Origin of the sequence: Arthrobacter sp. StoSoilB22 (assembly GCF_019977315.1) — a bacterium.
Taxonomy (GTDB): domain Bacteria; phylum Actinomycetota; class Actinomycetes; order Actinomycetales; family Micrococcaceae; genus Arthrobacter.
This window is the reverse complement of sequence record NZ_AP024652.1, coordinates 84,585-110,348: the sequence shown is the minus strand read 5'-3', so window position 1 is coordinate 110,348 and position 25,764 is coordinate 84,585. Positions and strand designations below refer to the sequence as shown.

Genomic DNA, 25,764 nt, shown 5'->3' with positions numbered 1-25,764 from the left:
CGTAGGAGGGTGACAAGTGGAATCTAGAGAACCGGGAGAACCTCAAGGCCGCCAAGGTACTTCTGCAATGCCTTGGGAACATTGACGGAGCCGTCCGGGTTCTGGTGGTGCTCAAGGATGGCAACAATCCAGCGCGTAGTGGCAAGCGTGCCGTTCAGCGTGGCAACGGCTCGGGTTCCCTTGGCAACACCTTCGTCGTTGACCACGCGTTCCCGGATGTTGAGGCGACGCGCCTGGAACGTGGTGCAGTTGGAGGTGGAAGTGAGCTCGCGGTAGGCGTTCTGCGTGGGGACCCAGGCTTCGCAGTCGAACTTGCGTGCCGCGGACATGCCCAGATCACCGGCAGCCGTATCGATCACGCGGTAAGGAAGCTCGCACTTTGCCAGCATTTCCTCTTCCCAAGCCAGCAGGCGCTCGTGCTCGGCAGCGGCTTCCTCCACAGTGGTGTAGATGAACATCTCCACCTTGTTGAACTGGTGCACGCGGATGATGCCGCGGGTGTCCTTGCCGTGGGAGCCGGCCTCGCGGCGGTAGCAGGAGCTCTGGCCTGCGTAGCGGATGGGGCCGGCAGAGAGGTCCAGGATCTCGTCAGCGTGGTAGCCCGCGAGGGCCACCTCCGAGGTTCCCACGAGGTAAAGGTCGTCTTCGGCGAGACGGTAGATCTCGGCGTCGTGCTTTACATCAAAACCGGTGCCCTGCATGGTCTCGGGGCGCACCAAAGTGGGGGTGATCATGGGGACGAAGCCGGCGTCAATCGCCTGCTCCATGGCCATCTGCAGCAGCGCCATTTCCAACCGTGCACCGACGCCGCGGAGGAAGTAGAAACGCGAGCCGGACACCTTGGCGCCGCGCTCCATGTCAATGGCGCCAATCAGCTCACCGATTTCCAGGTGGTCTTTCGGCTCAAAATCCTTGAACTCGCGGGGAGTGCCTACGGTCTTGACCACAACGTAGTCGTCCTCGCCGCCCTCGGGGACTCCGTCAACAACAAGGTTGGGGATGACCCGCAGCAGCTCTTCCTGCTTGGCCTGCGCTGCGGCAGCCTCGGCGGAAGCGGCCTTGACCGAGTTGGCCAGCTCTTTGACCTCGGCCAGGAGGGCCTGCTTTTCTTCGCCCTTGGCCTGAGCCACCTTCTTGCCGAAAGCATTCTGCTCGGCACGCAGGGTTTCGTGGCGAATCAGCGCGGCACGGCGATCGGAGTCAGCGGAGATGATCGCGTCCACAACGGACTCGTCGGCGCCACGGGCGCGCTGGCTGGCCCGGAACTTGTCCGGATTTTCGCTGAGGTCTTTTACGTCGATCACCAGACAAGAGTATTCGAATCTGCCGTGGTTTTCCGGCCCGCAGCGGGCAAAGTCCCTCCGTCACGGGCGTGAGGCAAGAGGAGACTGCCCGGGAGGATAGTGTGGGAGCACCATGAGCGACTGGATCCTGTACCTGATTCTCGCTGGGGGCGTGGTTTTTGCCGTCTCCAGTTGGTGGGGTGTGCGCCGACTGAAAGCCCGCCACATCAGGAGCGCGGTCCGGGAGGACTCACACAAGCCCGGCCCCGGGGACCAGCGCGTGGCGGTCATCCTCAACCCGGTGAAAAACAACGCCGAAGAGGCCCGCCAAGCCATCATCGACGCCTGCGATCTAGCCGGCTGGGACCCGCCCAAGTTCTTTGAAACCACCGTGGACGACCCCGGTTACGGTCAGTCGCGCCAAGCGCTGGCGTACGGGGCCGACGTCGTTCTGGCGTGCGGCGGCGACGGTACAGTGCGCGTTGTGGCAGAGTCGCTGGCGCACAAGAACGTTGCCATGGGCCTTGTCCCGCTGGGCACCGGTAACCTGCTGGCCCGCAACGTGGATCTTGACGTGACCGACCTCGCTGACTGCATCCAGGTGGCGTTGTTCGGCAACCAGCGCTACATCGATACCGCCACCATGGGCGTGGATAACGACATCACGGGCGAGTCAGCGAAGCACACGTTCCTGGTCATCGCCGGCATGGGCCTGGACGCCGAGGTTGTGGGTGACACCAAGGAAGACCTGAAGAAGAGCGTTGGTTGGCTCGCCTATACGGAGGCCGGCGTCCGCCACCTGCCCGGGCGCCGCAAACGCGTCACCATCACCATGGACGACCAGCCCGAGCAGGCACGCAAGATCCGCAGTGTACTGTTCGCGAACTGTGGCCTAATTCCCGGCGGCATTGATTTCATCCCTCAGGCCATGATTGATGACGGAATGCTGGACATTGTGGTGATGAGTCCCCGCAGTGCTTTCGGCTGGCTCGCCATGTACACGAAGGTTTTGTTCAAGCACAAAGCGAACCTGCCGATGATGAGCTTCTACCGTTCAGGGAAGGTCATCATCCGCAGCCAGGAACCCATGGCCACCCAGCTGGACGGCGACCCCTCAGGCGAGGCGACAACCGTCACCGTGCAAGTGGAGCCGGCGTCCCTGCTGGTGCGGGTGCCGAAAGCCAAAACCGTTTAGAGAGCGCCGACGTCCGGTTTTGCAGCATCCCTCTCGGCTTCCTCAGTGGCCGCCTTGGCAGCAGCGCGAGCCTCAGCCTGCTCCTTGATCATCGCTTGTTCTTCTTCAAAGCGGAGTCGGTCAGCGCGATCAGCTTCATCGCCATTCCAGTCGTCCTGGTTATCGCCAGTGGGCTTCGGATTGACGATCATGCCCTGGCCGTCTTTGTCATCCCGGTGGACAGACATGACCGCTCCTTTCATTTGCCATTCATCCATCGTTTATGGATCAGGCAAGCATACGCACAGAAGCATTCTTGCGAAAGGGCAGACGCTCCGCCTGTGGATAGCGGGCTAGGAGCCCCTCAGGATTGAATCCACCCACGCGTGCGCCGAAGCGAAAGCAGCGTCAGAAGTGTGCGGAGCAACCACGGCCGGCTGCTTGTCGGCACGGGCATAGGAGCCCAGGAACCGGGTTGCCGGACTGATCCGGTGCAGGCCTGCAAGCGCGTCAGCCACCCGCGAATCAGTGGCGTGCCCATCAGCGTCGATGCTGAAAAAGTAGTGGCCCAGGTATTGTCCAGTGGGCCGCGATTCGATGCGGCTCAGGTTCACGCCGCGGGACGCGAATTGGTCCAGGATTTCCATGAGCGCGCCTGGGTGGTCCTCCGGCAGCGGCACCACCACGGTGGTTTTGTCCGCGCCCGTTCGGTCCGGAAGAAGGCCGGGCTTGCTCACCAGGATGAACCGGGTGACAGCCTCGGGGTTGTCGCCAATGTCCTCGGCCAAGACGTTGAGGCCGGGTTGTCCGGCAGCAACCAACGGGGCACAAATGGCTGCGTCATAGGGAGCGTCGTCCTCCAGCAGGCCCATGGCGGATGCCGCCGTCGAGGATCCGGGGACGTAATCGGCCTGCGGGAGGTGCTCATCCACCCACAGACGGCATTGCGCCCAGGCATGGCCGTGCGTCGAGATCCGCTTGATGTCCGAAAGCTCGACGCCGGGCCTCGCCACGAGCACGAACGTGATGGGAACAAGGGCCTCACGGATGATCCGGAGCTCTTGGCCCGTGGCAATCGCGTCCAGCGTGGCAGTGACCCCGCCCTCCACCGAGTTCTCGATGGGCACCATGGCCGCGTCAGCCTCTCCGGCCCGGACCCGATCCAGCGCCGTATTGACGTTGGTGCACGGGACTCGAGTGGCGTCCGCAGCCCCAGGGACCTGCATGAGGGCAGCTTCGGTGAAGGTGCCCTCGGGGCCGAGGAAGGTGTAGGTGACTGCTGACATCGGAGATATTCCTTGCTGGTTATATACGCGGGTTACAGAACTACCGGCTTGAGCCCGTTATCCGAAACCATGGGTTTCCCCGCCTCAAACCACATGTCCATGCCACCGGCGACGTTCACGGCAGAATAGCCCTGCCCCACGAGCCACTGGACAGCGCGGAATGACCGGCCTCCGGTGCGGCAGATGACAAAGAGATCGTCATCCGGGTCAAGTTCGTCCAGGCGTGCCGGCAGCTGGTCCATGGGGATGTGCACTGCACCTTCCGCGTGCCCGGCCACCCATTCGTAGTCTTCGCGGACGTCCAGAATGCTGGCATCTGCCGGAATGTCGCCCACAGGTACGGTATCGAAGTCGCTCATGGCGTTCCCTTCCCATCGATTTAGTCCAGCATCCAGCCTAGTCCCCGACGCGTGGCACCGTAACTTCACGGGACACCGCAACGCCACGGAATCACCTGCCCTTGCTTCCCGGCGCCAGGACGTTAAGACTGGGACGGAAGCGCCTTCCCACCCCCGGCCCGTTAGGAGTGCCCGAATGACCTCTGGACAAGCAACCATTCTGGCGACCTCCGGCGGCTACAAGCCGGGTGAGCGGACCCGGATCGAGTTCAACCACCTGATGCACTACGCAGTGGAGCTCTCGGGCGTCAGCGGCCGGGCACCCCGGGTGACACATATCGGGACTGCATCCGGTGATCAGCGCTGGTGGGCTGCGGAAATGGACCAGGCAGCACGCATTGCGGGGTTCGATTTCAGCCATCTCAACCTCTTCACTATGCCCAACATCGAGGACCCGGAAGCGCATCTCCTGGAGCAGGACGTTGTGTGGGTGAACGGCGGCTCGGTGGTGAACCTGCTGGCTGTGTGGCGGGCGCACGGACTGGACGGAATCCTGCGGAAGGCTTGGGAGAGCGGAGTGGTATTGGCTGGCGTTTCGGCAGGGTCCATCTGCTGGTATCAGGGTGGTGTGACCGATTCTTTCGGCCCGGAACTCAAGCCTGTCACCAATGCTCTGGGCTTCCTCCCCTACGCCAACGGCGTCCATTACGACTCCGAGTTGCGGCGCGCCCCGGCCATCCACAAGCTGGTGGCCAACGGCACGCTCGGCGAGACCCACTGCACGGACGACGGCGTCGGGCTGGTTTACCGGGGAACGGAACTGGTGGAGGTGGTGTCCGAAGTGAAGAACAAGGCTGCCTTCCGGGTGACAGCCGGCGCCGGCGAAAGCGTGGACGCTGTTGCTGTGGAGGAACGGTTGGAGCCACGATTCCTTGGTTGAGCCTCCCCTGCAAGAAATTTCGCAACTGACAGCCGTTGAGCTCCGCAATGCCCTCGCTGCGGGCGATCTCTCCGCCCGGGAAGCCGCCGAGCATTTCCTGCAGGCCATCGAATCGCGGAACAGGCAACTGGGTGCCTTCGTCACCGTCACGGCCGAACAGGCCCTCAAAGACGCCGCGGCTTCAGACGCGCTGCACGCAAGGCTGGCCCGGGAGGGCCGCCGCGAAGAACTCCCCGCCCTCCACGGCATGCCCACCGCCTTCAAGGACCTCACGGATGTGGCCGGCGTGCCCACCACGCACGGCAGCGCAGCCCTCGAGCACAAACCAGCTCCGGAGGACGGCGCCCTCGCAGCAACGTTGAAAGGGCAGGGCGTCATCTCGCTGGGTAAGACCCAGGTTCCGGAATTTGGACTTACGGCCTACAGCGAAAACCGGGTGGCACCGCCGTCGCGCAATCCGCATGCCTTGGGACGAAGCTCGGGCGGGTCGTCGGGCGGCAGCGCTGCCGCCGTAGCTGCGGGGCTGGTTCCGTTCGCGCCGGGTACCGACGGCGGCGGCTCCATCCGGATTCCAGCAGGCGCCTGCGGACTGGTGGGCCTAAAGCCGGGACGGGGCTTGGTGCCGGGCGGCGCCAGCGCGGGCGATGCCGCTAAATTGGTGGTTGCCGGGCCGCTCGCCCGGACCGCGGCAGACGCAGCACTGCTGATGGACGCGCTGGTCCCGCGGGATCAAGCGCCCGACGGCGGATACCGCGCCAGTGTGGGGCAGGCCCCGGAGCCCTTGAGGATCGGGGTGAGCTTGGACAGCCCGTGGGCCGGTATCTACCCGTTCCAGATCGACGAAGAAGCAGCTGATGCCTTGGAGCTCGGGACCAAGCTGCTGGAAAAAGCCGGCCACAGCGTCACCGAGGCCGGCATCCGCTACGACAACCGCTATCCCGAAGCGTTCACAACAGCCTGGACTGCCGGCGTCGGGAGTGCCCGCATAGCACCCCAGCGTGAGGCGCTGCTGACCCCGTTGACCCGGACGTTCCGGCGTCGGGCGCAACAGCGGAGCGCCTCGAAAGTCAATGAAGCGCTGAGTTTCCTGCGGCAATTCGAGCACGACACCTTGGCGCAGTACGCGGAGTGGGACCTGATCCTCATGCCCACTTTGGCGCAGACACCGCGGCCCATCGGCTGGTTTACCGGCGGCGGCCACAGCGGCGAGCCGTGGCCGAGCGAGTGGGCCGGCGATGCCGATGAGGACTACAAACGGCAGTGCGAGTACGCTCCGTGGTCCTCCATGGTGAACGTCTGTGGGCTCCCGGCCATCAGCATCCCGGTGCACACAACTGCCTCAGGGTTGCCCATGGGAATTCAGATCATCGGCCGGCCGGGATCTGAACTGCAACTTCTCCAGCTTGCAGCCGTCCTGGAGGCCCGGTAACCAGCACGTCTAACATATGGAAAGTGGTTGCCCCGGGCATTGATCGATGTGACAATGCCCGCAGTCAGTGCCAGCATTGAGAAAATGAGCACACCTCAAACCACGGCTGAGTCCGCAAAGCCAGCGGGCGATACGTCATTCTTCGGCCACCCAAAGATGTTGGCCAGCCTCTTCTCCGTGGAAATGTGGGAGCGATTCTCCTTCTACGGCATGCAGGGAATCCTGCTCTACTACATGTACTTCACCGCCGAGCAGGGCGGTCTTTCCATTGACCAGGGACTCGCTGCTGGTTTGGTGGGCGCGTACGGTGGTGGCGTTTACCTGTCGACGATCCTCGGCGCCTGGCTCGCCGACCGTCTCTTCGGCTCCGAAAAAGTTCTGTTCGGCTCGGCCATCATGATCATGGCCGGCCACATCGCACTGGCGCTGCTTCCGGGCGTTCCGGGCCTGATAGCGGGCCTTGTGCTCGTAGGTATCGGCTCCGGCGGCTTGAAAGCCAATGCCACGGCATTGGTGGGCACCCTCTATGGCGAGAAGGACGAGCGCCGCGACGCCGGCTTCTCCATCTTCTACATGGGCATTAACATCGGCGGGCTCATCGGCCCGCTGGTGACCGGCTGGCTGCAGACGAGCTACGGCTTCCACGTGGGCTTCGGCGCCGCAGCCGTGGGCATGGCCATCGGCCTGGTCATCTACGCGTTGGGCCGCAAAAGGCTCCCCGAGGAAGCGCACCGCGTTCCCAACCCGCTCCCGGCGAAGGACCGCACCAAGTATGGGCTCATCTTCCTGGCCATCCTGGTTGTCATCGGCGTACTGCTCGGAACGGGGCTCGTCAACGCCAACAACCTCGCCAGCAGCATGGCCTACGCCGCAATTGGCGCCGCTGTGATCTACCTGTTCCTGATCTTCCGAAGCCCGCTGGTCACCGGCATTGAGCGCAAGCGCGTGGTGGCCTTCATCCCCTTGTTCATTGCATCGGCCGGGTTCTGGGCACTGTTCCAGCAGCAATTCACCTTCATCGCCGTGTACTCGCAGGAGAAGCTGGACCGCAACCTGTTCGGCTGGGAAATGCCGGCCGCCTGGGTTCAGTCCATCAACCCGGTGTTTATCATCATCTTCGCCGGCGTCATGGCTGCGCTCTGGACGAAGCTGGGTTCCAAGCAGCCGAGTTCGCCGCTGAAGTTCTCCGCCGGCCTGTTCATCATGGGACTGGCATTCCTGGCGTTCATCCCGCTGGCCGGCGAGGGCAAAACTCCACTGCTGGCGCTTGTGGGCATCCTGTTCATGTTCACCTTGGCCGAACTGTTCCTCTCCCCCATCGGCCTGTCCGTGAGCACCAAGCTCGCCCCGCAGGCGTTCCACACCCAGATGGTGGCCTTGTTCTTCCTGTCCGTCTCACTCGGCACCACGCTGGCCGGCATCCTCGCCGGGCTGTACAACCCCCAGGACGAACTCCCGTACTTCCTGGGGATCGGCGGCGTTGCAGTGGTCCTGGCCGTTGGCTTGGCTGCGGCTACGCCCGCGATCAAGAAGCTGATGGGCGGCGTTCGCTAGGCTTCCCGGCACACGGCACGCAACCTTAACGACGGCGACCCTTGGGTCCGGTGGAAATCCCACCTGACGCAAGGGTCGCCGTCGTACGCGTCTTAGTAGTTGTAGCGGCCGCTGCTTGACGCGCCAATGGCGACGAAGAAGATGATGCCAAAGATCAGCGTCAGCGCAACGCCGAGGTAACCCATCACCAGGCCGGCGATCGCCATGCCCTTGCCTGCAGGCTCACGCTTCAAGGCGAGGTGGCCCAGAATCACGGCTGCAATCTGCGGGAGGATGAAGAACCCGAAGCCAACGTAGACGGCGATGCCACAGCACATGCTGGCAATGCTCAGGCCCTTGGGCTCGGCCTGCATGGCGTAGTAGGCGGGCTGGCCGTAGGGTGACTGCGGCTGACCGTAAGGCTGCTGGCCGTAGGGCTGCTGGTTGAACGCCTGCTGCTGGTACGGGCTGGGCGGCTGGCCGTAGGGCGAGGGGGGCTGCTGGCTGTAATCACCCGGCGTGTACGGGTTCTGGCCTTGCGAGCCCTGCTCGTAGGGCGGGATCGGCTGGGTGGCGTTGGCGCCGTATTCCGGAGCGCCGTGTTCGGGAGCGCCCTGGTCAGGTGTGCTTCCGGCGGACGGGCCCTGATGGGACGTGCTCGACTCGGGCGCACTGAACTGTGCGGGCGGGACGTACTGGGGCGGTTCGTAGCCCGCAGGCTTATCCTCGTTGCCCTTGGATGGCTGGTCTGACATAGGTATCCCCCTGGATGTGGTCTTTGGTCCCAACACTACCGCCGCCAGGGGCGCCACATAAGGTAGCGCGCGACCCGCGCGTGTGCCACCGAATCACGTAGGGGCATATTCATGCATACGCATGGAATATTTTCGAGCCGGACTTGGTTTTCATCCATAGCGACCTAAATCATCGCTCACCAACGAAATCTGCGGGGCTTTGTCCCGCAAAGGAGGAATCATGGGTAACTTCGAAGGCAAAACCGCGCTCGTCACCGGCGGAGGCTCCGGCCTCGGGGAAGCAATCAGCAAGGACCTCGCGAAGAACGGCGTCAACGTTGTTGTTGTGGACGTCAACCTCGACGCCGCCACGCGCGTAGCCGAGCAGATCACGGCCGACGGCGGCACTGCAGTACCGTTCCAAGGCAACACTGCTGTGGCCGAGGACAGCAAGAAAGCCGTCGACTTCGCAGTGGAGACGTACGGAGCCCTCAACTACGCCGTCAACAATGCCGGTATCGGCGGTGCCAGTGCTCCCGTTGGAGAAATCGACATCGAGGACTGGGACCGGGTCATCGCCATTAACTTGAGTGGCGTCCTCTACGGAATGCGCTACCAAGTCCCGGCCATCCTTGCCGCTGGCGCATCCGAGGGCGCCATTGTGAACATGGCATCGATCCACGGCGCCGTAGCCGCTCCCGGCAACGCCGCGTACACCGCAGCCAAGCACGGCGTTGTAGGCATGACCAAGAACGCGGCGGCTGAATACGGAGCCCAGGGGCTTCGCGTCAATGCAATCGGCCCCGGCTACATCGACACTCCCTTGCTGGCCGCCGCGCCGAAGGAAGTTGTCAGCGGGCTCGAAGCGAAGCACCCGCTTGGCCGCTTGGGCACGGCCGAGGAAGTCGCGAACGTCACCACGTTCCTCCTCTCCGACAAGGCCAGCTTCATGACCGGCTCCTACGTGCTCGTCGATGGTGGCTACACCGCCGTCTAGCGTTCCTGGTTTCGTTCCCACTGGGTTGTTCGCTACCCCTACCCCCGATCGCGCCCCTAACCTCTGGAGCGAATGGCGCGAAAGGGTGCGCCACCGGTGAACAAGTGGCGCACCCAAGGGGAACGGGTGCGCCTGCTGTGGTGTGAACGGGGAATGAATCTTTGCTGACTCGGCGGTTTTTGTCCTGACGTAACAACGCCATTCGGCGTCACAGGGGCCGGATCGGCGGACATTTCGTGTCAGCTGACGCCAAGGTCTGGCATGCTGGACCCCATGGCTAGCCGAGCGGGCACAGTTGCCCTTCCCCAGGACCTTGTTGACATCACAGCCCTGCTGGACGCGTACTTCGACGTAACTCCAGATCTGGGCGACCCTGCGCAGCGCGTGGCATTTGGTACGTCCGGGCACCGCGGATCCAGCTTGAAGGCGTCGTTTAACGAGCCGCATATCCTCGCGATCACGCAGGCAATCGTCGAATACCGTGGCCGTCAGGGCATCACCGGGCCGCTGTTCATCGGACGTGACACCCACGCCCTCAGTGAGCCGGCGCAGAACTCAGCACTGGAAGTACTAGCTGCCAATGGCGTGACCGTTCTGGTGGACGCACGCCACGGTTATACCCCGACGCCGGCGCTGAGCCACGCCATTCTCAAGTACAACCGCGAAGCCGCCCCGGGCACTCCCCAAGCTGACGGCATCGTGGTCACCCCCAGCCACAACCCGCCAGGTGATGGCGGTTTCAAATACAACCCTCCGCACGGCGGCCCCGCTGACACGGACGCAACGGGTTGGATAGCTGACCGCGCCAACCAGTTGCTTGAGAACGGCCTCCGCGGGGTCAAGCGCATGCCGTTGAACGATGCCTTGGCCGCCGACACCACCGGCAAGTTCGACTTCCTCAGCAGCTATGTGGACGACCTCCCTTCCGTGCTGAATCTTGACGCCATCCGGAACGCCGGCGTCCGCATCGGGGCTGATCCCATGGGCGGCGCGTCCGTTGACTACTGGGGCGAGATCGGCGAGCGCCATCAGCTGAACCTCACGGTGGTCAACCCCACCGTGGATCCGCAGTGGGCTTTCATGACCCTCGACTGGGACGAGAAGATCCGCATGGATTGCTCGTCGCCGTCGGCCATGGCGTCGCTGATCAAACGGATGGCCGCCGGTGCCGATGGTACCGCCGCCTATGACATCGCCACTGGCAACGACGCCGACGCCGATCGCCACGGCATTGTGACACCGGATGGTGGTTTGATGAACCCCAACCACTACCTGGCCGTAGCCATCGATTACCTGTACCGGAACCGTAGCGGCTGGAACCCCGAGTCTGTTGTGGGCAAGACGCTGGTTTCGTCCTCGATCATCGACCGCGTTGCAAGTGGGCTCGGCCGCAAGTTGGTTGAGGTTCCCGTGGGCTTCAAGTGGTTCGTGCCTGGATTGCTTTCCGGTGAAGGCGCGTTCGGTGGCGAGGAATCGGCCGGAGCATCCTTCAATAAGCTCGACGGCAGTGTGTGGACTACGGACAAGGACGGCATCTTGCTGGCCCTGCTGGCGTCGGAGATTACAGCCGTCACCGGCAAGTCTCCTTCACAGCTGTACAAGGGTTTGACTGACCAGTTCGGCGCGCCTGTTTACGCACGCATTGACGCTGCGGCCACCCGCGAGCAGAAGTCCAAGCTGGGCAAGCTCTCCGCCGCGGACGTCACCGCGACTTCCCTTGCAGGCGAAGAGATCACGGCCAAGCTCACCGAGGCTCCCGGCAACGGCGCGTCAATCGGGGGCTTGAAGGTTGTCACGGAGAACGCCTGGTTCGCGGCACGGCCTTCCGGCACCGAGGATGTGTACAAGATCTACGCCGAGTCCTTCAAGGGTGCGGATCACCTGAAGCAGGTCCAGGAAGAGGCCAAGGCGTTGGTGGACGGCGTTATCGCGTAACTTCCTCAAATCTTCTTTCACATTCCAGCCCTAAATCCGGGTCCCTCTCTCCCGGGTGGAAGTGATAGAGCGTTGGCCCCAAACCCGAGGGATGTGAGAGAACGTCCAGAGGGTCGCCCCGTTAAGGCAAAACGCCCGCTCACACGAAAGTGAGCGGGCGTTTCTGCTGCGGGAAGACTCTAGACGGTGCGCACAACGTCGTCGTAAGCGAACTTCGGCTTGGCTTCGCCCCAGGCGTCCGGGCCGGGCTGGCCGATGTTGACCACCAGGAAGCTCTTCTGGTCGCCGGCCGGGAAGAATTCGGCGTCGATTGCGGAGAAGTCGGCACCGGTCATCGGGCCAGCGGCGAACCCCAGCGAGCGCACGGCGAGGATGAAGTAGCCGGCCTGCAGGTGAGCGTTGTTGTTGCCCGTAGCAGCGGCGAAAGCGGGGTCGGCGTCGTACATAGCCTTGGGCGCGTCGTAGGCGGGGAGGAACTTGTCCCACTGGCCCTGCCAGTCGGTGTCGTAGGACAGGATGGCAACCAGCGGGGCGGACGCGGTCTTGGCCTGGTTGCCACGCGAAAGGGTGTCCACCAACTTGGCGCGTGCCTCGTCCGAGCGGACGTAGGTCACGCGGAGCGGCTGGGAGTTGAATGCGGTGGGGCCGAACTTGGTGAGCTCGTAGATGGCGCGGGCCTGCTCGTCGGTGACCTCGCCGGCGAAGCTGTTGGCGGTGCGGGCTTCGGCAAAGATGGCGTCGACTGCTGCGGCGTCAATGACTGCTTCTTCGTGTGCAATCGTCATGGGTAAACCTTTCGCTGGGCCTGACCCTGAACCGGCCGGGCACTTCTGCTTTCCATGGTTGCAACTTCAACTTCCGTTGTCCTCTTCCCATGACGGCCCGTGACGTTGGGCACAGCGCAAAAGTCGGTAGCATCGTGCATACGAGCTGCCACCCGTTGTGGGGGACGTTCAGCCGTGGGAATGACGACACCAGAAGGGGCCTGATGCCTACCTTTCCCTTAGCGGCCCGCCAGCGGGCACTGGCTGTTCTTGTGGTGCTTTTGGTGATGTTCCTGATGCCAACCGGGCAGGCGTTGGCGTCCACGCAGACACTTGGTTCCGAACAGCAGCAGCCTGGCGTCGAGGATCCTGGAACACGCTTTTTCGGGGCTTTGCTGGACTGGGACAAGGACTCAGCTGCGGATTACGCCCAGCGACTCGGTACGCCCGCGGCTTTGTACGGCCAGAACGTGTCCATGCCCGTGGATGACGGCGGCCGCGAATATTTGAAGGGTTACTTCTCCCAGATCGCGGACCAAGGCTCGCACGCGCTGCTCACGGTCCGCCCCGGGATCGCCCTGAAGGACATCAACGACGACGTTGCGTCCGCTTTTGCGCGTCAAATCACGACGGCGGCAGCTGGCTTTCGAGGGAAGGTCTTCATCCGCTTCGCACCGGAAATGAACGCCCCGTGGGTCAGCTGGGGACAGGAGCCGGAAGCTTATCGAGCTGCTTTCGACAACGTAGCCGCAGCACTCCGGTCCACCCTGCCGGATCCGGAGATGGTGTGGTCTCCCACAGCTGAGAAGGATTACCCGTTCCAGAGTGCAACGTCTACGCCTCCCAAGGGTGTGCCCTTGGAATCGGTGGACACGAGCGGCAATGGCGTGTGGGATCAGGATGACTCCGCTTTTGAGCCGTACTATCCGGGCGACGACGTGGTGGATTGGGTTGGGCTGTCCGTCTATCACGACACGACGGGCGCCGGTAAGGCCAGCAATACGCTGCCCACGGCGGGTGAGTTCAATGAAGCCTTGCACGTATCCAGCGGGGGAATTTCCAGCGGCGGGGCTGGGACGGACAATTTCTACAACACCTATGCACAGGCCCGCGGCAAGCCTCTCTTGGTTGAGACGGGGGCTTTGTACTCGCCCGGAGCCGGTGGCGCTTCTGAGCTGGACGTCAAGCAAACGTGGTGGCACCAGGTCTTTGCCTCGGTGGCGGAGCCCGGTAATGGGGCGGTCCGGGCTGTGGTGTGGAATGAGACCACCGATGTGCGTGAACCAGGGCGGGTGCCCATTGACTGGAGGAGCACTGCTGAGCCCCAGCTGGCCACCCCGTTCCGAACCTCGTTGGACACCTCAGGCCTCACTCTTGGACCTGTCACGGAGAAGGGCCTGGACAACGTGCCCGGCATTGAGGCCCCTCAAGCGAAGAGTGGGACGGTCATACAAGGCTGGGCGGCGTGGGCTTCGGCCGGGTCTGTGCTGATTGCTGTGGCGGCATTGTGGCTGTTGTCCTCGCGGGCTTTCGCCAGTAAATGGTCCTACACCGGCACGGGTAAGCGTGATGCGCGGATCGACATGCTCCGGGGCCTGGCCATCGTGTTCGTGGTGGTGAACCATGTGGGCATCAACTCCGTTTTCCAGCTGCTTAGCCAGGAGACCTTGGGGGTGGTTTCCGGTGCGGAGCTCTTCGTCATGCTCTCCGGTGTGGTCCTCGGCATGGTTTACGGTCCCCGAATAGCCACCGACCTGGGTGACGTTGTAGACGGGACCACCAAGCGCGCTTGGAAGTTGTACTTCACGGCCCTTGCCGTGGTGTTGATCGTGTACGGGCTGAGCCTGCTTCCTTTCATTAACGCCGCAGCAGTCACCACCTTCACGGATCAAGGAACCGGCGGGGCAGGCCGCGCAGCGGCAGGCACTACGTACGATCTCTACGCCGGGATGGAGGGACTGCTGCAGTTCCCCGTCCCGCAGGGTCTCATCCCGGCTCTGCTGTTGCTGCAGGTTGGGCCGTGGCAGTTCAACATCATGGGGCTCTACGTGATCCTGTTGCTGATTAGCCCCCTGATCCTCGTTGCGCTCTCGCGCGGATTCACCTGGCTGGTCCTCACGCTCAGCGTCGGCCTCTACACGGCGGGATCAATTTTCCGTTTCCGCCTGCTGCCGTCGCAGTTCGAGGATTCTTTCCCGCTTCTCGTGTGGCAGCTCTTGTTTGTTGTGGGGATGACCGCCGGGTTCTATCGGCGTCAGATCATCGAGTGGTTCGGTGACCCGCAGCGGCGCCTGCTGCTTGGGGCGTGCATTTTCCTGGCCGCTGCCTGTGCGGTGTTCTCCTGGAGCGGCCCTTACCTGACCAATCAACTGGACGTTAGGCTCGCGCTGATCCCGGAAAGCACGTTCAGGTTCGTCTACGACACCTTCTTCAGTAGGACCTACCTTGGCCCGGGGCGGGTGCTCAACGTCTTCCTCATCACCATTGCCCTGTACGCATTGTTGAGTGCTTTCTGGAAGCCGTTGTCTCGTGCCGTGGGCTGGTTCTTCATACCTCTGGGCCAGGCCACGCTGTACGTGTTCATCATGCACGTGTTCTTTATTGTGGCCATTGCCAACATCCCTGCCCTGCGGGACGGAAACCTGTGGCTGAACACTGCCGTGTACATCGCGTTGCTTGCCACACTGTGGGTAATGGTCAAAACAAAGTTCCTGTTCGGGCTGGTTCCCCGCTAGAGACCAGCATTCGCCGCCGACCCAAGGTCCGCATTGGCGGTAATGTTGCACCGAATCCCAATACTCTTCTGAGGAAGGCCCCGCCATGAGCATGCTCGGCATCAAATGGAAGCTCCACGGCAATGGCAAGTCCATCCGCCCCGGCCACGTGGTGGCCCCCGACGAGCGGCTCGCCTGGCCCCTGACCATCGGCATCGGCATGCAGCACGTGGTTGCCATGTTCGGCGCGACGTTCCTTGTCCCCATCATCACGGGCATGCCCCCGGCCACCACACTGCTCTTCTCGGGTATCGGCACGCTGCTGTTCCTGGTGATCACCAAGGGCCGGGTGCCCAGCTACCTTGGGTCGAGCTTCGCATTCATCGCCCCCATCATGGCGTCCCAGCAGCAGTACGGCGTGAGCGGCGCCTTGGGCGGTGTGGTGCTTGCCGGCGTCGTACTGGCGCTTATCGGTGCGGTGGTCCAGAAGTTTGGCGCCGAATGGATCAACCGGCTAATGCCGCCCATTGTCACCGGCGCGATTGTGGCGCTGATCGGCCTGAACCTCGCGCCGGCCGCGAAAGCGAACTTCGACGCCGCTCCCGTCACCGCGCTGATCACGCTGGTTACCATCATCCTGGTTTCCGTGCTGTTCCGCGGGATTCTTGGCCGCCTGAGCATCCTGGTGGGTGTTGTGGTGGGGTATCTCGTGGCGATGATGCGCGGCGAGGTCAACTACGAAAAGATGGACGCCGCCGCGTGGGTAGGCCTGCCACTGTTCCAGACGCCCGAATTCCACATCGGCGTGGTGGGCCTGTTTGTGCCGGTGGTGCTGGTGCTCGTGGCGGAGAATGTGGGGCACGTGAAGTCGGTGGCCGCGATGACCGGCCAAAACCTCGACGGCGTCTCCGGCCGCGCGCTGATGGCCGACGGCGCCGCGACGGTACTTGCCGGGTTCGGCGGCGGTTCCGGTACCACAACGTATGCGGAGAACATCGGCGTCATGGCCGCCACCAAGGTCTACTCGACGGCGGCCTACTGGGTGGCCGGTATCTTCGCCATCCTGCTGAGCTTCTCCCCGAAATTCGGCGAATTGATCGCCACCGTTCCGGCGGGCGTCCTGGGCGGCGCCGCGACCATGCTGTATGGCATGATCGGCGTGCTCGGCGTGAAGATCTGGGTTCAGAACAAGGTGAACTTCTCCAACCCGATCAACCTGACCACAGCCGCCGTGGCTTTGATCATCGGCATTGCTGATTACACGTGGACCATTGGCGAGCTGAAGTTCACGGGTATTGCCCTCGGGTCAGCCGCTGCCCTAGTGATTTACCACGGCATGAAGGGGCTGGCCCACTGGCGCGGGACTGTGGCCGAGCCGGAAACCGAGACGGCGGGGCTGCCGCCTGCGGTGAAGTCAGCGATGAATGCTGCGGCCAAGAGGGGCGGGAAGAAGGGGAAGTAGGGCTTCCTGCCGGGACCTGCGGATGAGGTGTGGATCCGGAGCAGCCTTACTGGTCCCCAAACTTGGTGTCGAAACGGCTCATGAACGCGGCCATGGCATCGCGGGCCACCGGCTCAAAAGGCCTGTAGGTCTTGGTCCCATTGGTTTCGTTCCACCCGGAACTGATGCCACTGCTCGCCAGCCAGGTGATCTGCTTGTAGAACGGGTTGGTGGTGTCAACGTCCGCAAACGGCGACTCCGCTGGGGCATTGAACTCCGGCGAACCGGCCAGCCTGTACATGAAGGCGGCCATGGCATCGCGGGCTACCGGTTCAAGCGGGCGGTACGTCTTGGTCCCGTTCGCCTCAATCCATCCGGTACTAATGCCCTTGCTGGCGAGCCAGGTGATCTGCTTGTAAAACGGGTTGGTGGTGGCAACGTCGGCAAAGGGCGACTTGGCGGGGGCCGTGAACTCCGGGCTACCTTCCAAGCGATACAGGAAAGCAGCCATTGCATCACGGGCAACAGGGGCCAGGGGCCGGTAGGTCCTGGCTCCGTTGGACTCGGTCCATCCGGTTGAAATTCCACGGGACCCGAGCCAATTGACTTCGGTGGTGAATTGTCCCCCGGTTATGTCGGAAAAGATGGGGCCTGGGTTGCTGGCGAAGGCTGCCAGCTGCTGGACGGTACCGTTGAAAACATTCTGATCACCCGGGAAAACGCCGGAATCGGCGTGCTGCCACAGGGTGTAGGCCTGCCAACCTGCGGGCAGCTCTCCGGGCGTCGCTGACCACCTCGCGATGTGCAGCGGGTGGTTGCCGAATCCGTTGGCCCTACCCGTGCAGGTGTTCCACCAGTCCGTGGTGGTGTAGATGGCGGGAAGGCGCCCGGTTCGCGACAGGATGGTGGTGGAGAAGTCGGAGATCCACGAAACCATTTGACCCGGGGTCATTCCGTAGCAAGAGCTGCCGTAGGGGTTGTACTCGAGGTCCAACAGCGCAGGCAGTGCTTCACCATCAGGAGTCCAGGCTGCACCGCTCTGCAGGAAATAGCTGGCTTGAGCGGCACCGGAAGACGCGTTGGGAAGTGCGAAATGATACGCGCCACGCAGCATCCCAACCGAAGCTGCCCCGGCGTACTGGTCGGCGAAGTACGGGTTGCTGTATTCGGTTCCCTCGCTGGCTTTGACGTACGCGAACCTGGCCCCGTTTTCTGCAGCCTTGGTCCAGTCCACCACCCCTTGGTGGCTACTGACATCCATTCCGGGCACCCCCGGCAATGATGAGGCGGACTCCGTGGCCTGAAGGGTGAACAAGTGGCCTGCGCTTTCATGACCATGAATTGTAGATCCCATGGCGTGGTCGTTCTGAACTGTGGGCGATTCATCGGAAGCGGTGGCCGGCGTCGCACCGGACGCGATGAGAAGCATGGTGGCGAGCAAGGCAGCGGCCGTTTTGGTGCCGGCAATCCCTTGCGGCCGCCGTTTGGGTGACGTTTCCGGGGTGCTTGGGCAGCTGGGCGTGGAGAGTTTCATTCGACGATTCCTTCGGCATGCGGGAGGAACCGGCGCCCCCACGTGGTTCAGCCCAGCCTACAGCCAAACTAAAGGTCGACGTCGAGGAAAGCCCGCGAATCCTCTAGCCGCGCACTCGCATCTGACCTCGCCGTCACTAGGCAGCCGCCGCATCAAGCAGGCGGCGCGACAACCAGTGACGGTCACCGTGAACGTGGACGCCTTCCCTCATAATCGAGTCGAATATCGGTGCCGCCCGCACTTCGGCCGCTTCGTAAATCATCGGACGAACGTCGTTGCCGGTAAGGCGGTACACGTCCACGGCCAGGTTTCCAATCTGCTCATATAGGTCGTCGTCAGCACCGTCATGAATGATGAACAGCAAGTCGATATCAGAGTCATTGCGCATGTCTCCGCGTGCCGCTGAACCAAAAAGGGTTACCTGCAGCGGGCGTTCAGGCCATCTCAATATTGCGCGGGAAACAAAACGCATGAATCGATCCCTGCCCCGGGATGCTTCTGCGATGACGCCAGCGAGCATGTGGGATGAATTCAGGGCGTACTCGGTTCTTATTGCACGCGATTTTTCAAACTTCCAGCCGCCCCGGAAGTGATCATCGAGGGACGGATTCTCGGCGACATGAGCCACCCAAAGCCCCGAGAGCCAACCCTTCGAGGGACGGGCACCGAGGACGCGGCTAAGTGGTCGCCCGAAGACATAGAGCACTTCTGAGAGAGCGCTCTCTTGACGTAAGTGACTTGCAGCACATACATTGGTCCCACATCCCAGAGAGCGCTCTCTCGCCATTGGCGTACGGTCGCTCGAACACACAAAGGAGTGATCGTGGAGTTTTCACGACTAAGGAAATTCACTGCCCTGGCGGGCGTAGCCTCACTGGCCCTCGTAGCAGCGGGCTGCAGCGGCGGAGGCGATAAGGCAGCGAGCGCCGACAACCCCGTCACACTGACCGTGACCACCTTCGGCACCTTCGGATACGACGACCTGTATGCCGAATATGAGAAGCAGAACCCCGGCGTCACCATCGAGGCCACCAACATCGACCGCGGTTCCAACGCCCGGACCGATGCGTTCACCAAGCTCGCCGCAGGCTCCGGGCTCAGCGACGTCACGGCTATCGAGGAAGGCTGGCTCGGCTCCATCATGGAGGTCTCGGACCAGTTCGTGGACCTCAAGGAGCACGGCGCTGAGGACATCAAGGGCAACTGGGTGGACTGGAAGTTCAAGCAGGGCACGGACCCCAACGGCCGTGTGATCGGTTACGGCACGGACATAGGACCGCAGGCACTCTGCTTCAACGGCAAGCTCTTCGAGGCGGCGGGCCTGCCGAGTGACCGTGAGAAAGTCGCGGAACTTTTCGGCGGCAAGGACGGAAGCTGGGAAACGTACTTCAAGTTGGGCCGCCAGTACAAAGAGGCCACCGGCAAGGCCTGGTATGACCAGTCCGGCTTCGTCTGGAATTCCATGGTCAACCAGATGGACGAGGGTTACTACACCAAGGACGGCAAGCTGAACGTCGAAGGCAACAAGGAAATGCGGGCTAAGTTCGACATGCTCGCCTCCGGAACCGCTGATGGTCTTTCCGCCAACCAGACCCAGTTCGACTGGGGTAACGGCAAGGCCTTCGTGGACGGATCCTTCGCTACCCACGTTTGCCCGGCGTGGATGCTGGGCACCATCAAGGGCCAGCTCGAGTCCGCCGGCGGCGGACCGGCAAGCGGCTGGGATGTAGCGGATGTCTTCCCGGGCGGTGCCTCCAACTGGGGCGGTGCTTTCCTCTCGGTTCCCAAGACCTCCAAGCACCCCGCTGAAGCAGCCAAGCTGGCAGCATGGCTGACCGCACCTGAGCAGCAGATCAAGCAGTCCGCTGCGGCGAACAACTTCCCCAGCACCCTGGAAGCACAGGCAAAGATCGTGGAAGCGGCAAAGCCGAACGAACTGTTCAACAACGCTCCCTATGGCGCCATCTTTGAGTCCCGCGCTGAAGGTGTGATCGCACAGTTCAAGGGTCCGGATGACTCCGTGATCCAGGAGAACGTCTTCGGTCCGGCCCTCAAGATGCTCGACTCGGGCAAGGGCACCGCAGATGAGGCTTGGAATGAAGCCGTCAAGCTTCTCAACGACCTCGTGGTCAACAACTAGCAGCACCCGGCCGTGGGGCCTCCGGGAAACCGGAGGCCCCCTCACAGAGTCTGAGACCCGACCATGACCACCACCCTGAATCGCCCGGCAGCCGGCAGAGCGGCCGCCACCAAACCGAAACCGACGTTCCGCCAACGCCTGAATGTCTTCGACATGAAGGCATCCCCGTACTTCTATATCGCACCGTTTTTCATCCTGTTCGCCCTGGTGGGGCTCTTTCCCCTGGGCTACACGTTCTTCGTTTCCCTCTTCGACTGGCACCTGCTCAAAGGCCAGGGAGAGTTTGTGGGATTCCAGAACTTCGCAGAGGTTCTTCAGGACAGGTTCTTTTGGAACTCCCTGTTCAACACCGTCAGTATCTTCCTGATCTCCACCATTCCCCAGCTGACCATGGCAACCATTATTGCCGCGGTGCTGGACCAAAACCTCCGCGCCAAGACGTTCTGGCGCATGAGCATCCTGCTTCCCTACGTCGTGACTCCCGTGGCTGTTGCCATGATCTTCACCAACATGTTTGGCGAGCAGTACGGGCTGATCAACAACATCCTGGCCAGCTTCGGCATTGACCCCGTTATGTGGAAGAACGACACCCTTCCCAGCCACATCGCCATTGCCACCATGGTGAATTGGCGCTGGACAGGCTACAACGCGCTGATTCTCCTGGCTGCCATGCAGTCGGTGCCGCGCGACATCTACGAGTCTGCAGCGATCGATGGCGCCGGTTCGGTCCGGCGCTTTTTCAGCATCACGCTGCCGAGCATCCGGCCCACCATGGTGTTCGTCATTGTCACTGCGACCATTGGCGGGTTGCAGATCTTCACGGAGCCCCGGCTGTTCGATCCGGTGGCGGCGGGGGGAACGGCACGACAGTTCCAGACCACCGTGCTGTACCTGTGGGAGATGGCCTTCCAGCGGCAGAACTTCGGCAAAGCCTCCACCATCGCCTGGCTCCTGTTCCTGATCATCCTGCTCTTCGGCATCGTGAACTGGCTAATCTCACGCCGCATCGCCACCAACGGCGACGATCGCGGAGCAGCCAGCCGCCGCCGTCGTAAGCGCTCTTCCGTGGCGAAAGCAAAAGCGCACGACGCCGGCCTCGCCGCCCAGGCGGTAACGGCAGAACCGGTAACGGCACCAGAATCAACCCCGAGGAGCGGGCAATGACCCTCACGCAAAACCGACCACAAGCGCCGGCTCCGCAGCGAACCTCCCGGTCCCTGACCGCCAGGAAAGCACTCTTTGGCAACGGCCGCCGGCCCGGGTTCCTCACCTACGGGTTGTTGCTCGCCTTTTTCCTGGCATCGGCCTACCCGCTCTGGTGGTCCGTGATCATCGGCAGCCGCTCCAACGAGGCCCTCGGGGAGACGTGGCCGCCGTTGTTCCCGGGCGGCAATTTCTGGACCAACGTCGGGGAGGTGTTCGACACCGTCCCGTTCTGGCTTGCGCTGGGCAACAGCGTGCTGATCTCGGGCATCATCACCATTTCCGTGGTGGGATTCTCCACCTTGGCCGGATATGCGTTTGCCAAGCTGCGCTTCCGCGGCCGCAACTGGCTGATGGTAGCGGTGATCGCCACTATGGCCATCCCCACGCAGCTCGGCATCATCCCCTTGTTCATGCTGATGCGCACGCTGGGCTGGACCGGTGAGATCGGCGCCGTCGTGATCCCTACGCTGGTCACGGCGTTCGGTGTCTTCTTCATGCGGCAGTATCTGGTGGACGTGATCCCGGACGAGCTGATCGAGTCGGCGCGCATGGACGGCGCGTCCATGATCTCAACGTTCTGGCATGTGGCACTCCCGGCCGCGCGCCCGGCCATGGCCATCCTGGGCCTGTTCACGTTCATGACGGCGTGGACTGATTTCCTGTGGCCTTTGCTGGTGCTCGACGCCGGCAATCCCACCTTGCAGACGGCGCTCAGCCAACTGCAGTCGGCCCGGTATGTGGATTACTCCATAGTCCTGGCCGGCGCCGTCATGGCAACACTTCCGCTGCTGGCCCTCTTCGTCGTGGCGGGACGACAACTCATATCCGGAATTATGCAAGGAGCAGTGAAGGGCTAATGCCATTCGAAGCAACAACCTACCCAGCGATCACTCCCTTTAACAGGGTGTGGCCCAAGGGCTTCCTTTGGGGCTCGGCCACCGCCGCAGCCCAGGTGGAAGGTGCCAGCCACGAGGGCGGCAAGGAAGATTCCGTGTGGGACGCTTTCGCCCGCGTTCCGGGCGCCATTGCCAACGGTGAAAACTTGAAGGACGCGGTGCAGCACTACCACCGGATGCCGCAGGACGTCAGGATCATGAAGGAGCTGGGCCTGGATTCCTACCGGTTCTCCACCAGCTGGTCACGCGTCCGTCCCGGTGGCCGCGCTGCGAACGCAGAAGGCCTGGACTTCTACTCGCGTTTGGTGGATGAATTGCTCGACGCCGGCATCCTCCCTTGGTTGACCCTTTACCACTGGGACCTGCCGCAGGCGCTGGAGGAGAAGGGCGGCTGGGCCAACCGCGACACCGCCTACCGCTTCGTGGACTACGCGAACGACGTCTATTCGGCACTGGGAGACAGGGTTCAGCACTGGACCACGTTCAACGAACCCTTCTGCTCGTCACTCCTTGGCTACGCGGCCGGCGTGCATGCTCCGGGCCGTCAGGAACCGGAAGCTGCCGTCGCGGCAATCCATCACCAGCACCTCGCCCACGGCCTGGTGGTCAATGAGCTCCGGAGCCGCGGCGCCCAACAGCTGGGGATCACACTCAACCTGAGCAACTCCATCCCACGGGATCCTTCCGATCCTGTGGACCTTGACGCCGCCCGCCGGTTTGATTCGCTGCAGAACCGGATCTTCCTCGATCCGATTCTCCGAGGTGTTTACCCGGAGGACACGCTCAACGACCTTGAGCAGTTCGGCATCCGGGACGTCATCAAACCTGGCGACCTGAAGATCATCGGTGCTCCCATCGACTTTCTGGGCGTCAACCACTACCACGATGACCTCATCAGTGGTCACCCCACTGATGAACACGGCGACGGCCACTCGGGCGGCGCAACCCGCCCGACGTCGTCGTGCTGGATTGGTTCGGAGGACATCGCATTCCCCAGCCGCGGCCTGCCGCGCACCGCCATGAACTGGGAGGTCAACCCGGACGGGCTGCGGAAGCTCCTGGTGCGTCTTGGCGAGGAATACCCCACGCTGCCACCGCTGTACATCACCGAAAACGGTGCCGCTTACCACGATGTGGTCAGTCCTGACGGGGCGGTCCATGACGCCGAGCGGACCCAGTTCGTGCTGGATCACATCACGGCCGTGGGCGAGGCGCTGGACCAGGGCGCCGATGTGCGCGGCTACTTTGTGTGGTCCCTCCTGGACAACTTTGAGTGGTCCTGGGGCTATGGCAAGCGCTTCGGGGTGGTTCGCGTGGACTACGACACCTTTGAGCGCACGGTCAAGGACAGCGGACTGGCATATTCGAGGGTTATCGCCTCGGCCAAGGCATCGGCCGACGCCACTGTGAACGCCTAAAGTAGCCTTCAAAGGCATACTTTTTCTTACGTTCCGGAGATGACCATGACGCAGGACACCAGCGGCCCCCGGCCGGTACCCACCCTTGAAATGGTGGCTGCCTTGGCCGGGGTCTCGCGGGCCACCGTGTCCCGGGTGGTCAACGACAGCCCCAGTGTGGACCCGGAGTTGGCGCAGTCGGTAAGGAAAGCCATCCTCGCATTGGACTACACGCCAAACCGTGCTGCTCGTTCGCTCGCCAAGCGCCGGGCTAATGCGGTCACACTGATCGTTCCGGAGTCGACGTCCAAGGTCTTCGCAGACCCATTCTTCGCCTCGGTAGTGCAGGGCATCGCCTTGTATCTCACCGATACCGAGTACACGCTGAACATGGTGATCTCCTCGGAGTCGAAACCGGAGAAGACCCGCAGCTTCCTGCTTGGGGGCAACGTGGACGGGGTTCTGGTGGTGTCGCACCACAGTGGCGATAACTCCTGGACGCACCTCTCGGGGTCCTTGCCCATGGTGTTTGCGGGGCGGCCCTTGGTAGGTGGCAAGGAGAGCTACTACGTTGACGTGGCCAACGAGCAAGCGGCTTATGAGGTCACGCGTCTACTGACCGAGAGCGGCCGAAAAAACGTTGCAACCATTGCCGGCCCCCAAGACATGCCTCCCGGGCTGGACCGCCTTGCTGGGTGGAGGACGGCCGTACGGGAGGCAGGCCTGGGGGAAGGCTTGGTGGAGGAGGGCGACTTCACTTTGGCCTCGGGCGCCAAAGCCATGCATCGATTGTTGGACCGCGGCGTGCCTGTTGACGCCGTTTTTGCAGCGAACGACCAGATGGCTGCCGGCGCCTACACCGCCATTCAAGGGCGCGGTTTGCGCATCCCGGAGGACATCGCCGTGGTGGGTTTTGACGACGATTCCTTCGCTACCTCCGTAACCCCAGCTCTCACCACCGTGCATCACCCGATTGTTGAACTCGGCAAGAAAATGGCCGAAACCCTGGTGAACCTGATCGAGGGCAAACCGGCAGAACGCGTGAACAGAATGCCTACCTCGATCGTGATCCGCGATTCCGTATAGCTCTATGCCTTGAAAGGCTTTTCCATGATTCCTGCTCCCGTCAGCACCGTAGCGCCCTCCAGGGCGACAGGCCATCCCATCCGATGGGGAGTCGTGGCCACAGGCTCTATTGCACAACGGGTGGTGGAAGACCTCGCGCTCCTGGAGGACTCTGTCCTTCAGGCTGTCAGTTCGCGCACGGAGGCGTCGGCGCGGAGCTTTGCTGAGAAGTTTGGCTTCGTCTCTGCGTATTCCGACGTCGGGGAGACGCCCGGTTACGAGCGGCTGCTGGCGGATCCCGCTGTCGACGTCGTGTATGTCGCCACGCCGCACGCGCAGCATCACGTCGTCGCATTGGCCGCGCTCAATGCGGGCAAGCACGTACTGTGCGAAAAGCCCCTGGCCATGGATGCCGTGCAGGCACGTGAGCTGGCTGACCTCGCCCGGGACAAGGGGCTTTTCCTCATGGAGGCAGTGTGGACCCGGTTCCTGCCGAGCTTCTGCCGCGCCATGGAAATCCTGCGTTCGGAAGAAATTGGAGAGCCGCGCTGGCTTCAGGCCGATCTTGGCTTTGTACCTGCCTACGATCCCGCTTCACGGATCTGGGATCCGGCTGCCGGGGGCGGAGCGTTGCTGGACCTTGCCGTCTATCCGTTGACGTGGGCCCTGGGAGTTTTCGGCGAGCCTCGCAGTTTGCTGGCCAACGGAGTTTTGACTCCTGAGGGAGTGGACCTGCAGAGCTCCGTCACGTTGGATTACCAGGGTGGGGCACACGCTCAGTTCATCACCTCGATCGGCACTGAGTGCCCCGGCGTGGTGACGGTGGGAGGAACGGAAGGTTGGCTGCGATCCTCGGCTCCCCTTTTCAAGCCGGCCGAGCTCGTTATCCAGCCTCGTAGTGGCACACTGCGGACGGAGGAATTTGAGGTGCTGGGGCACGGGTTCAGTTACGAGCTGC

21 protein-coding genes and 1 pseudogene are annotated in these 25,764 nt (G+C 62.7%); 14 read left to right on the top strand and 8 right to left on the bottom strand.

All coding sequences use genetic code 11. The features are described 5' to 3' along the window. Positions 1 to 23 precede the first annotated feature (23 nt). On the bottom strand, positions 24 to 1,304 hold the full coding sequence (serS, locus tag LDN70_RS00540) for a serine--tRNA ligase (protein ID WP_166842675.1): 1,281 nt from the start codon (positions 1,302 to 1,304) through the stop codon (positions 24 to 26). Positions 1,305 to 1,416: 112 nt separating this feature from the next. Between serS and LDN70_RS00535 the strand changes: the two genes are divergently transcribed. Then, positions 1,417 to 2,478 (top strand): diacylglycerol/lipid kinase family protein, encoded by a 1,062-nt coding sequence (locus LDN70_RS00535; protein ID WP_142937216.1) that lies wholly within the window; start codon positions 1,417 to 1,419, stop codon positions 2,476 to 2,478. On the opposite strand, the gene LDN70_RS00530 is transcribed toward LDN70_RS00535, so the two are convergent. The 3 genes from LDN70_RS00530 to LDN70_RS00520 form a co-directional block, all read right to left on the bottom strand. Next, positions 2,475 to 2,705 (bottom strand): hypothetical protein, encoded by a 231-nt coding sequence (locus tag LDN70_RS00530; protein ID WP_142937217.1) that lies wholly within the window; start codon positions 2,703 to 2,705, stop codon positions 2,475 to 2,477. The two genes, LDN70_RS00535 and LDN70_RS00530, sit on opposite strands and share 4 nt — an antisense overlap. A 105-nt stretch (positions 2,706 to 2,810) precedes the next feature. Further along, positions 2,811 to 3,743 carry a prephenate dehydratase gene (pheA, locus tag LDN70_RS00525; protein WP_223941391.1) on the bottom strand — a complete coding sequence of 311 codons (933 nt, stop codon included), beginning with the start codon at positions 3,741 to 3,743 and terminating at the stop codon, positions 2,811 to 2,813. Positions 3,744 to 3,775: 32 nt separating this feature from the next. Beyond that, on the bottom strand, positions 3,776 to 4,102 hold the full coding sequence (locus LDN70_RS00520) for a rhodanese-like domain-containing protein (RefSeq protein ID WP_142937219.1): 327 nt from the start codon (positions 4,100 to 4,102) through the stop codon (positions 3,776 to 3,778). A 175-nt stretch (positions 4,103 to 4,277) separates the two neighbouring features. Between LDN70_RS00520 and LDN70_RS00515 the strand changes: the two genes are divergently transcribed. From LDN70_RS00515 to LDN70_RS00505, 3 genes are read left to right on the top strand one after another with little or no spacing between them, the layout of a single operon-like run. Beyond that, positions 4,278 to 5,021 carry a Type 1 glutamine amidotransferase-like domain-containing protein gene (locus LDN70_RS00515; RefSeq protein WP_142937220.1) on the top strand — a complete coding sequence of 248 codons (744 nt, stop codon included), beginning with the start codon at positions 4,278 to 4,280 and terminating at the stop codon, positions 5,019 to 5,021. 7 nt (positions 5,022 to 5,028) lie between these two features. Beyond that, positions 5,029 to 6,450 carry an amidase gene (locus tag LDN70_RS00510; RefSeq protein ID WP_502773824.1) on the top strand — a complete coding sequence of 474 codons (1,422 nt, stop codon included), beginning with the start codon at positions 5,029 to 5,031 and terminating at the stop codon, positions 6,448 to 6,450. 54 nt (positions 6,451 to 6,504) lie between these two features. After that, a complete protein-coding gene (locus LDN70_RS00505) occupies positions 6,505 to 8,004 on the top strand; it encodes a peptide MFS transporter (RefSeq protein ID WP_166842670.1) in 1,500 nt (499 codons plus the stop codon). Between the two features lie 92 nt (positions 8,005 to 8,096). Here LDN70_RS00505 and LDN70_RS00500 read toward each other — a convergent pair whose 3' ends face one another. Further along, positions 8,097 to 8,738 carry a DUF4190 domain-containing protein gene (locus LDN70_RS00500; RefSeq protein ID WP_223941389.1) on the bottom strand — a complete coding sequence of 214 codons (642 nt, stop codon included), beginning with the start codon at positions 8,736 to 8,738 and terminating at the stop codon, positions 8,097 to 8,099. Between the two features lie 220 nt (positions 8,739 to 8,958). Between LDN70_RS00500 and LDN70_RS00495 the strand changes: the two genes are divergently transcribed. Beyond that, positions 8,959 to 9,714 (top strand): SDR family NAD(P)-dependent oxidoreductase, encoded by a 756-nt coding sequence (locus tag LDN70_RS00495; protein ID WP_166842668.1) that lies wholly within the window; start codon positions 8,959 to 8,961, stop codon positions 9,712 to 9,714. Between the two features lie 273 nt (positions 9,715 to 9,987). Continuing rightward, the gene (gene pgm / locus LDN70_RS00490) at positions 9,988 to 11,649 is read left to right on the top strand and encodes a phosphoglucomutase (alpha-D-glucose-1,6-bisphosphate-dependent) (RefSeq protein WP_223941388.1); all 1,662 of its coding nucleotides are present in this window, start codon (positions 9,988 to 9,990) and stop codon (positions 11,647 to 11,649) included. 179 nt (positions 11,650 to 11,828) lie between these two features. Here the strand turns inward: pgm and LDN70_RS00485 are convergent, their stop codons facing one another. Continuing rightward, positions 11,829 to 12,434, bottom strand: a complete 606-nt coding sequence (locus LDN70_RS00485; RefSeq protein WP_223941387.1) for a malonic semialdehyde reductase — start codon at positions 12,432 to 12,434, stop codon at positions 11,829 to 11,831. Between the two features lie 203 nt (positions 12,435 to 12,637). Between LDN70_RS00485 and opgC the strand changes: the two genes are divergently transcribed. Together opgC and LDN70_RS00475 are read left to right on the top strand one after the other, a co-directional pair. Beyond that, positions 12,638 to 15,148: an OpgC domain-containing protein gene (opgC, locus tag LDN70_RS00480; protein ID WP_223941386.1), complete on the top strand. Its 2,511-nt coding sequence runs from the start codon at positions 12,638 to 12,640 to the stop codon at positions 15,146 to 15,148. A gap of 85 nt (positions 15,149 to 15,233) precedes the next feature. Then, positions 15,234 to 16,589 (top strand): uracil-xanthine permease family protein, encoded by a 1,356-nt coding sequence (locus LDN70_RS00475; RefSeq protein WP_142937227.1) that lies wholly within the window; start codon positions 15,234 to 15,236, stop codon positions 16,587 to 16,589. A gap of 46 nt (positions 16,590 to 16,635) precedes the next feature. Here the strand turns inward: LDN70_RS00475 and LDN70_RS00470 are convergent, their stop codons facing one another. Beyond that, positions 16,636 to 18,102 (bottom strand): lysozyme, encoded by a 1,467-nt coding sequence (locus tag LDN70_RS00470; RefSeq protein WP_223941385.1) that lies wholly within the window; start codon positions 18,100 to 18,102, stop codon positions 16,636 to 16,638. 136 nt (positions 18,103 to 18,238) lie between these two features. Next, a complete protein-coding gene (locus LDN70_RS00465) occupies positions 18,239 to 18,574 on the bottom strand; it encodes a nucleotidyltransferase domain-containing protein (protein ID WP_223941384.1) in 336 nt (111 codons plus the stop codon). Positions 18,575 to 18,925: 351 nt separating this feature from the next. On the opposite strand from LDN70_RS00465, the gene LDN70_RS00460 reads away from it, so the two are divergent. The 6 genes and pseudogenes from LDN70_RS00460 to LDN70_RS21275 form a co-directional block, all read left to right on the top strand. Then, entirely contained in the window at positions 18,926 to 20,242 is a 1,317-nt protein-coding gene (locus tag LDN70_RS00460; protein WP_223941383.1) for an ABC transporter substrate-binding protein, read from the top strand. A 63-nt stretch (positions 20,243 to 20,305) separates the two neighbouring features. Then, a complete protein-coding gene (locus LDN70_RS00455) occupies positions 20,306 to 21,406 on the top strand; it encodes a carbohydrate ABC transporter permease (RefSeq protein WP_223941382.1) in 1,101 nt (366 codons plus the stop codon). After that, positions 21,403 to 22,305 (top strand): carbohydrate ABC transporter permease, encoded by a 903-nt coding sequence (locus tag LDN70_RS00450; RefSeq protein WP_142937232.1) that lies wholly within the window; start codon positions 21,403 to 21,405, stop codon positions 22,303 to 22,305. The genes LDN70_RS00455 and LDN70_RS00450 overlap by 4 nt, the downstream gene beginning before the upstream one ends. Beyond that, the gene (locus LDN70_RS00445; protein ID WP_223941381.1) at positions 22,305 to 23,762 is read left to right on the top strand and encodes a GH1 family beta-glucosidase; all 1,458 of its coding nucleotides are present in this window, start codon (positions 22,305 to 22,307) and stop codon (positions 23,760 to 23,762) included. The genes LDN70_RS00450 and LDN70_RS00445 overlap by 1 nt, the downstream gene beginning before the upstream one ends. Before the next feature lie 45 nt (positions 23,763 to 23,807). Then, a complete protein-coding gene (locus LDN70_RS00440; protein WP_142937322.1) occupies positions 23,808 to 24,827 on the top strand; it encodes a LacI family DNA-binding transcriptional regulator in 1,020 nt (339 codons plus the stop codon). Between the two features lie 24 nt (positions 24,828 to 24,851). Beyond that, positions 24,852 to 25,595 (top strand): annotated as a pseudogene (locus LDN70_RS21275) (Gfo/Idh/MocA family protein); the annotation flags it as partial. Positions 25,596 to 25,764: the final 169 nt, after the last annotated feature.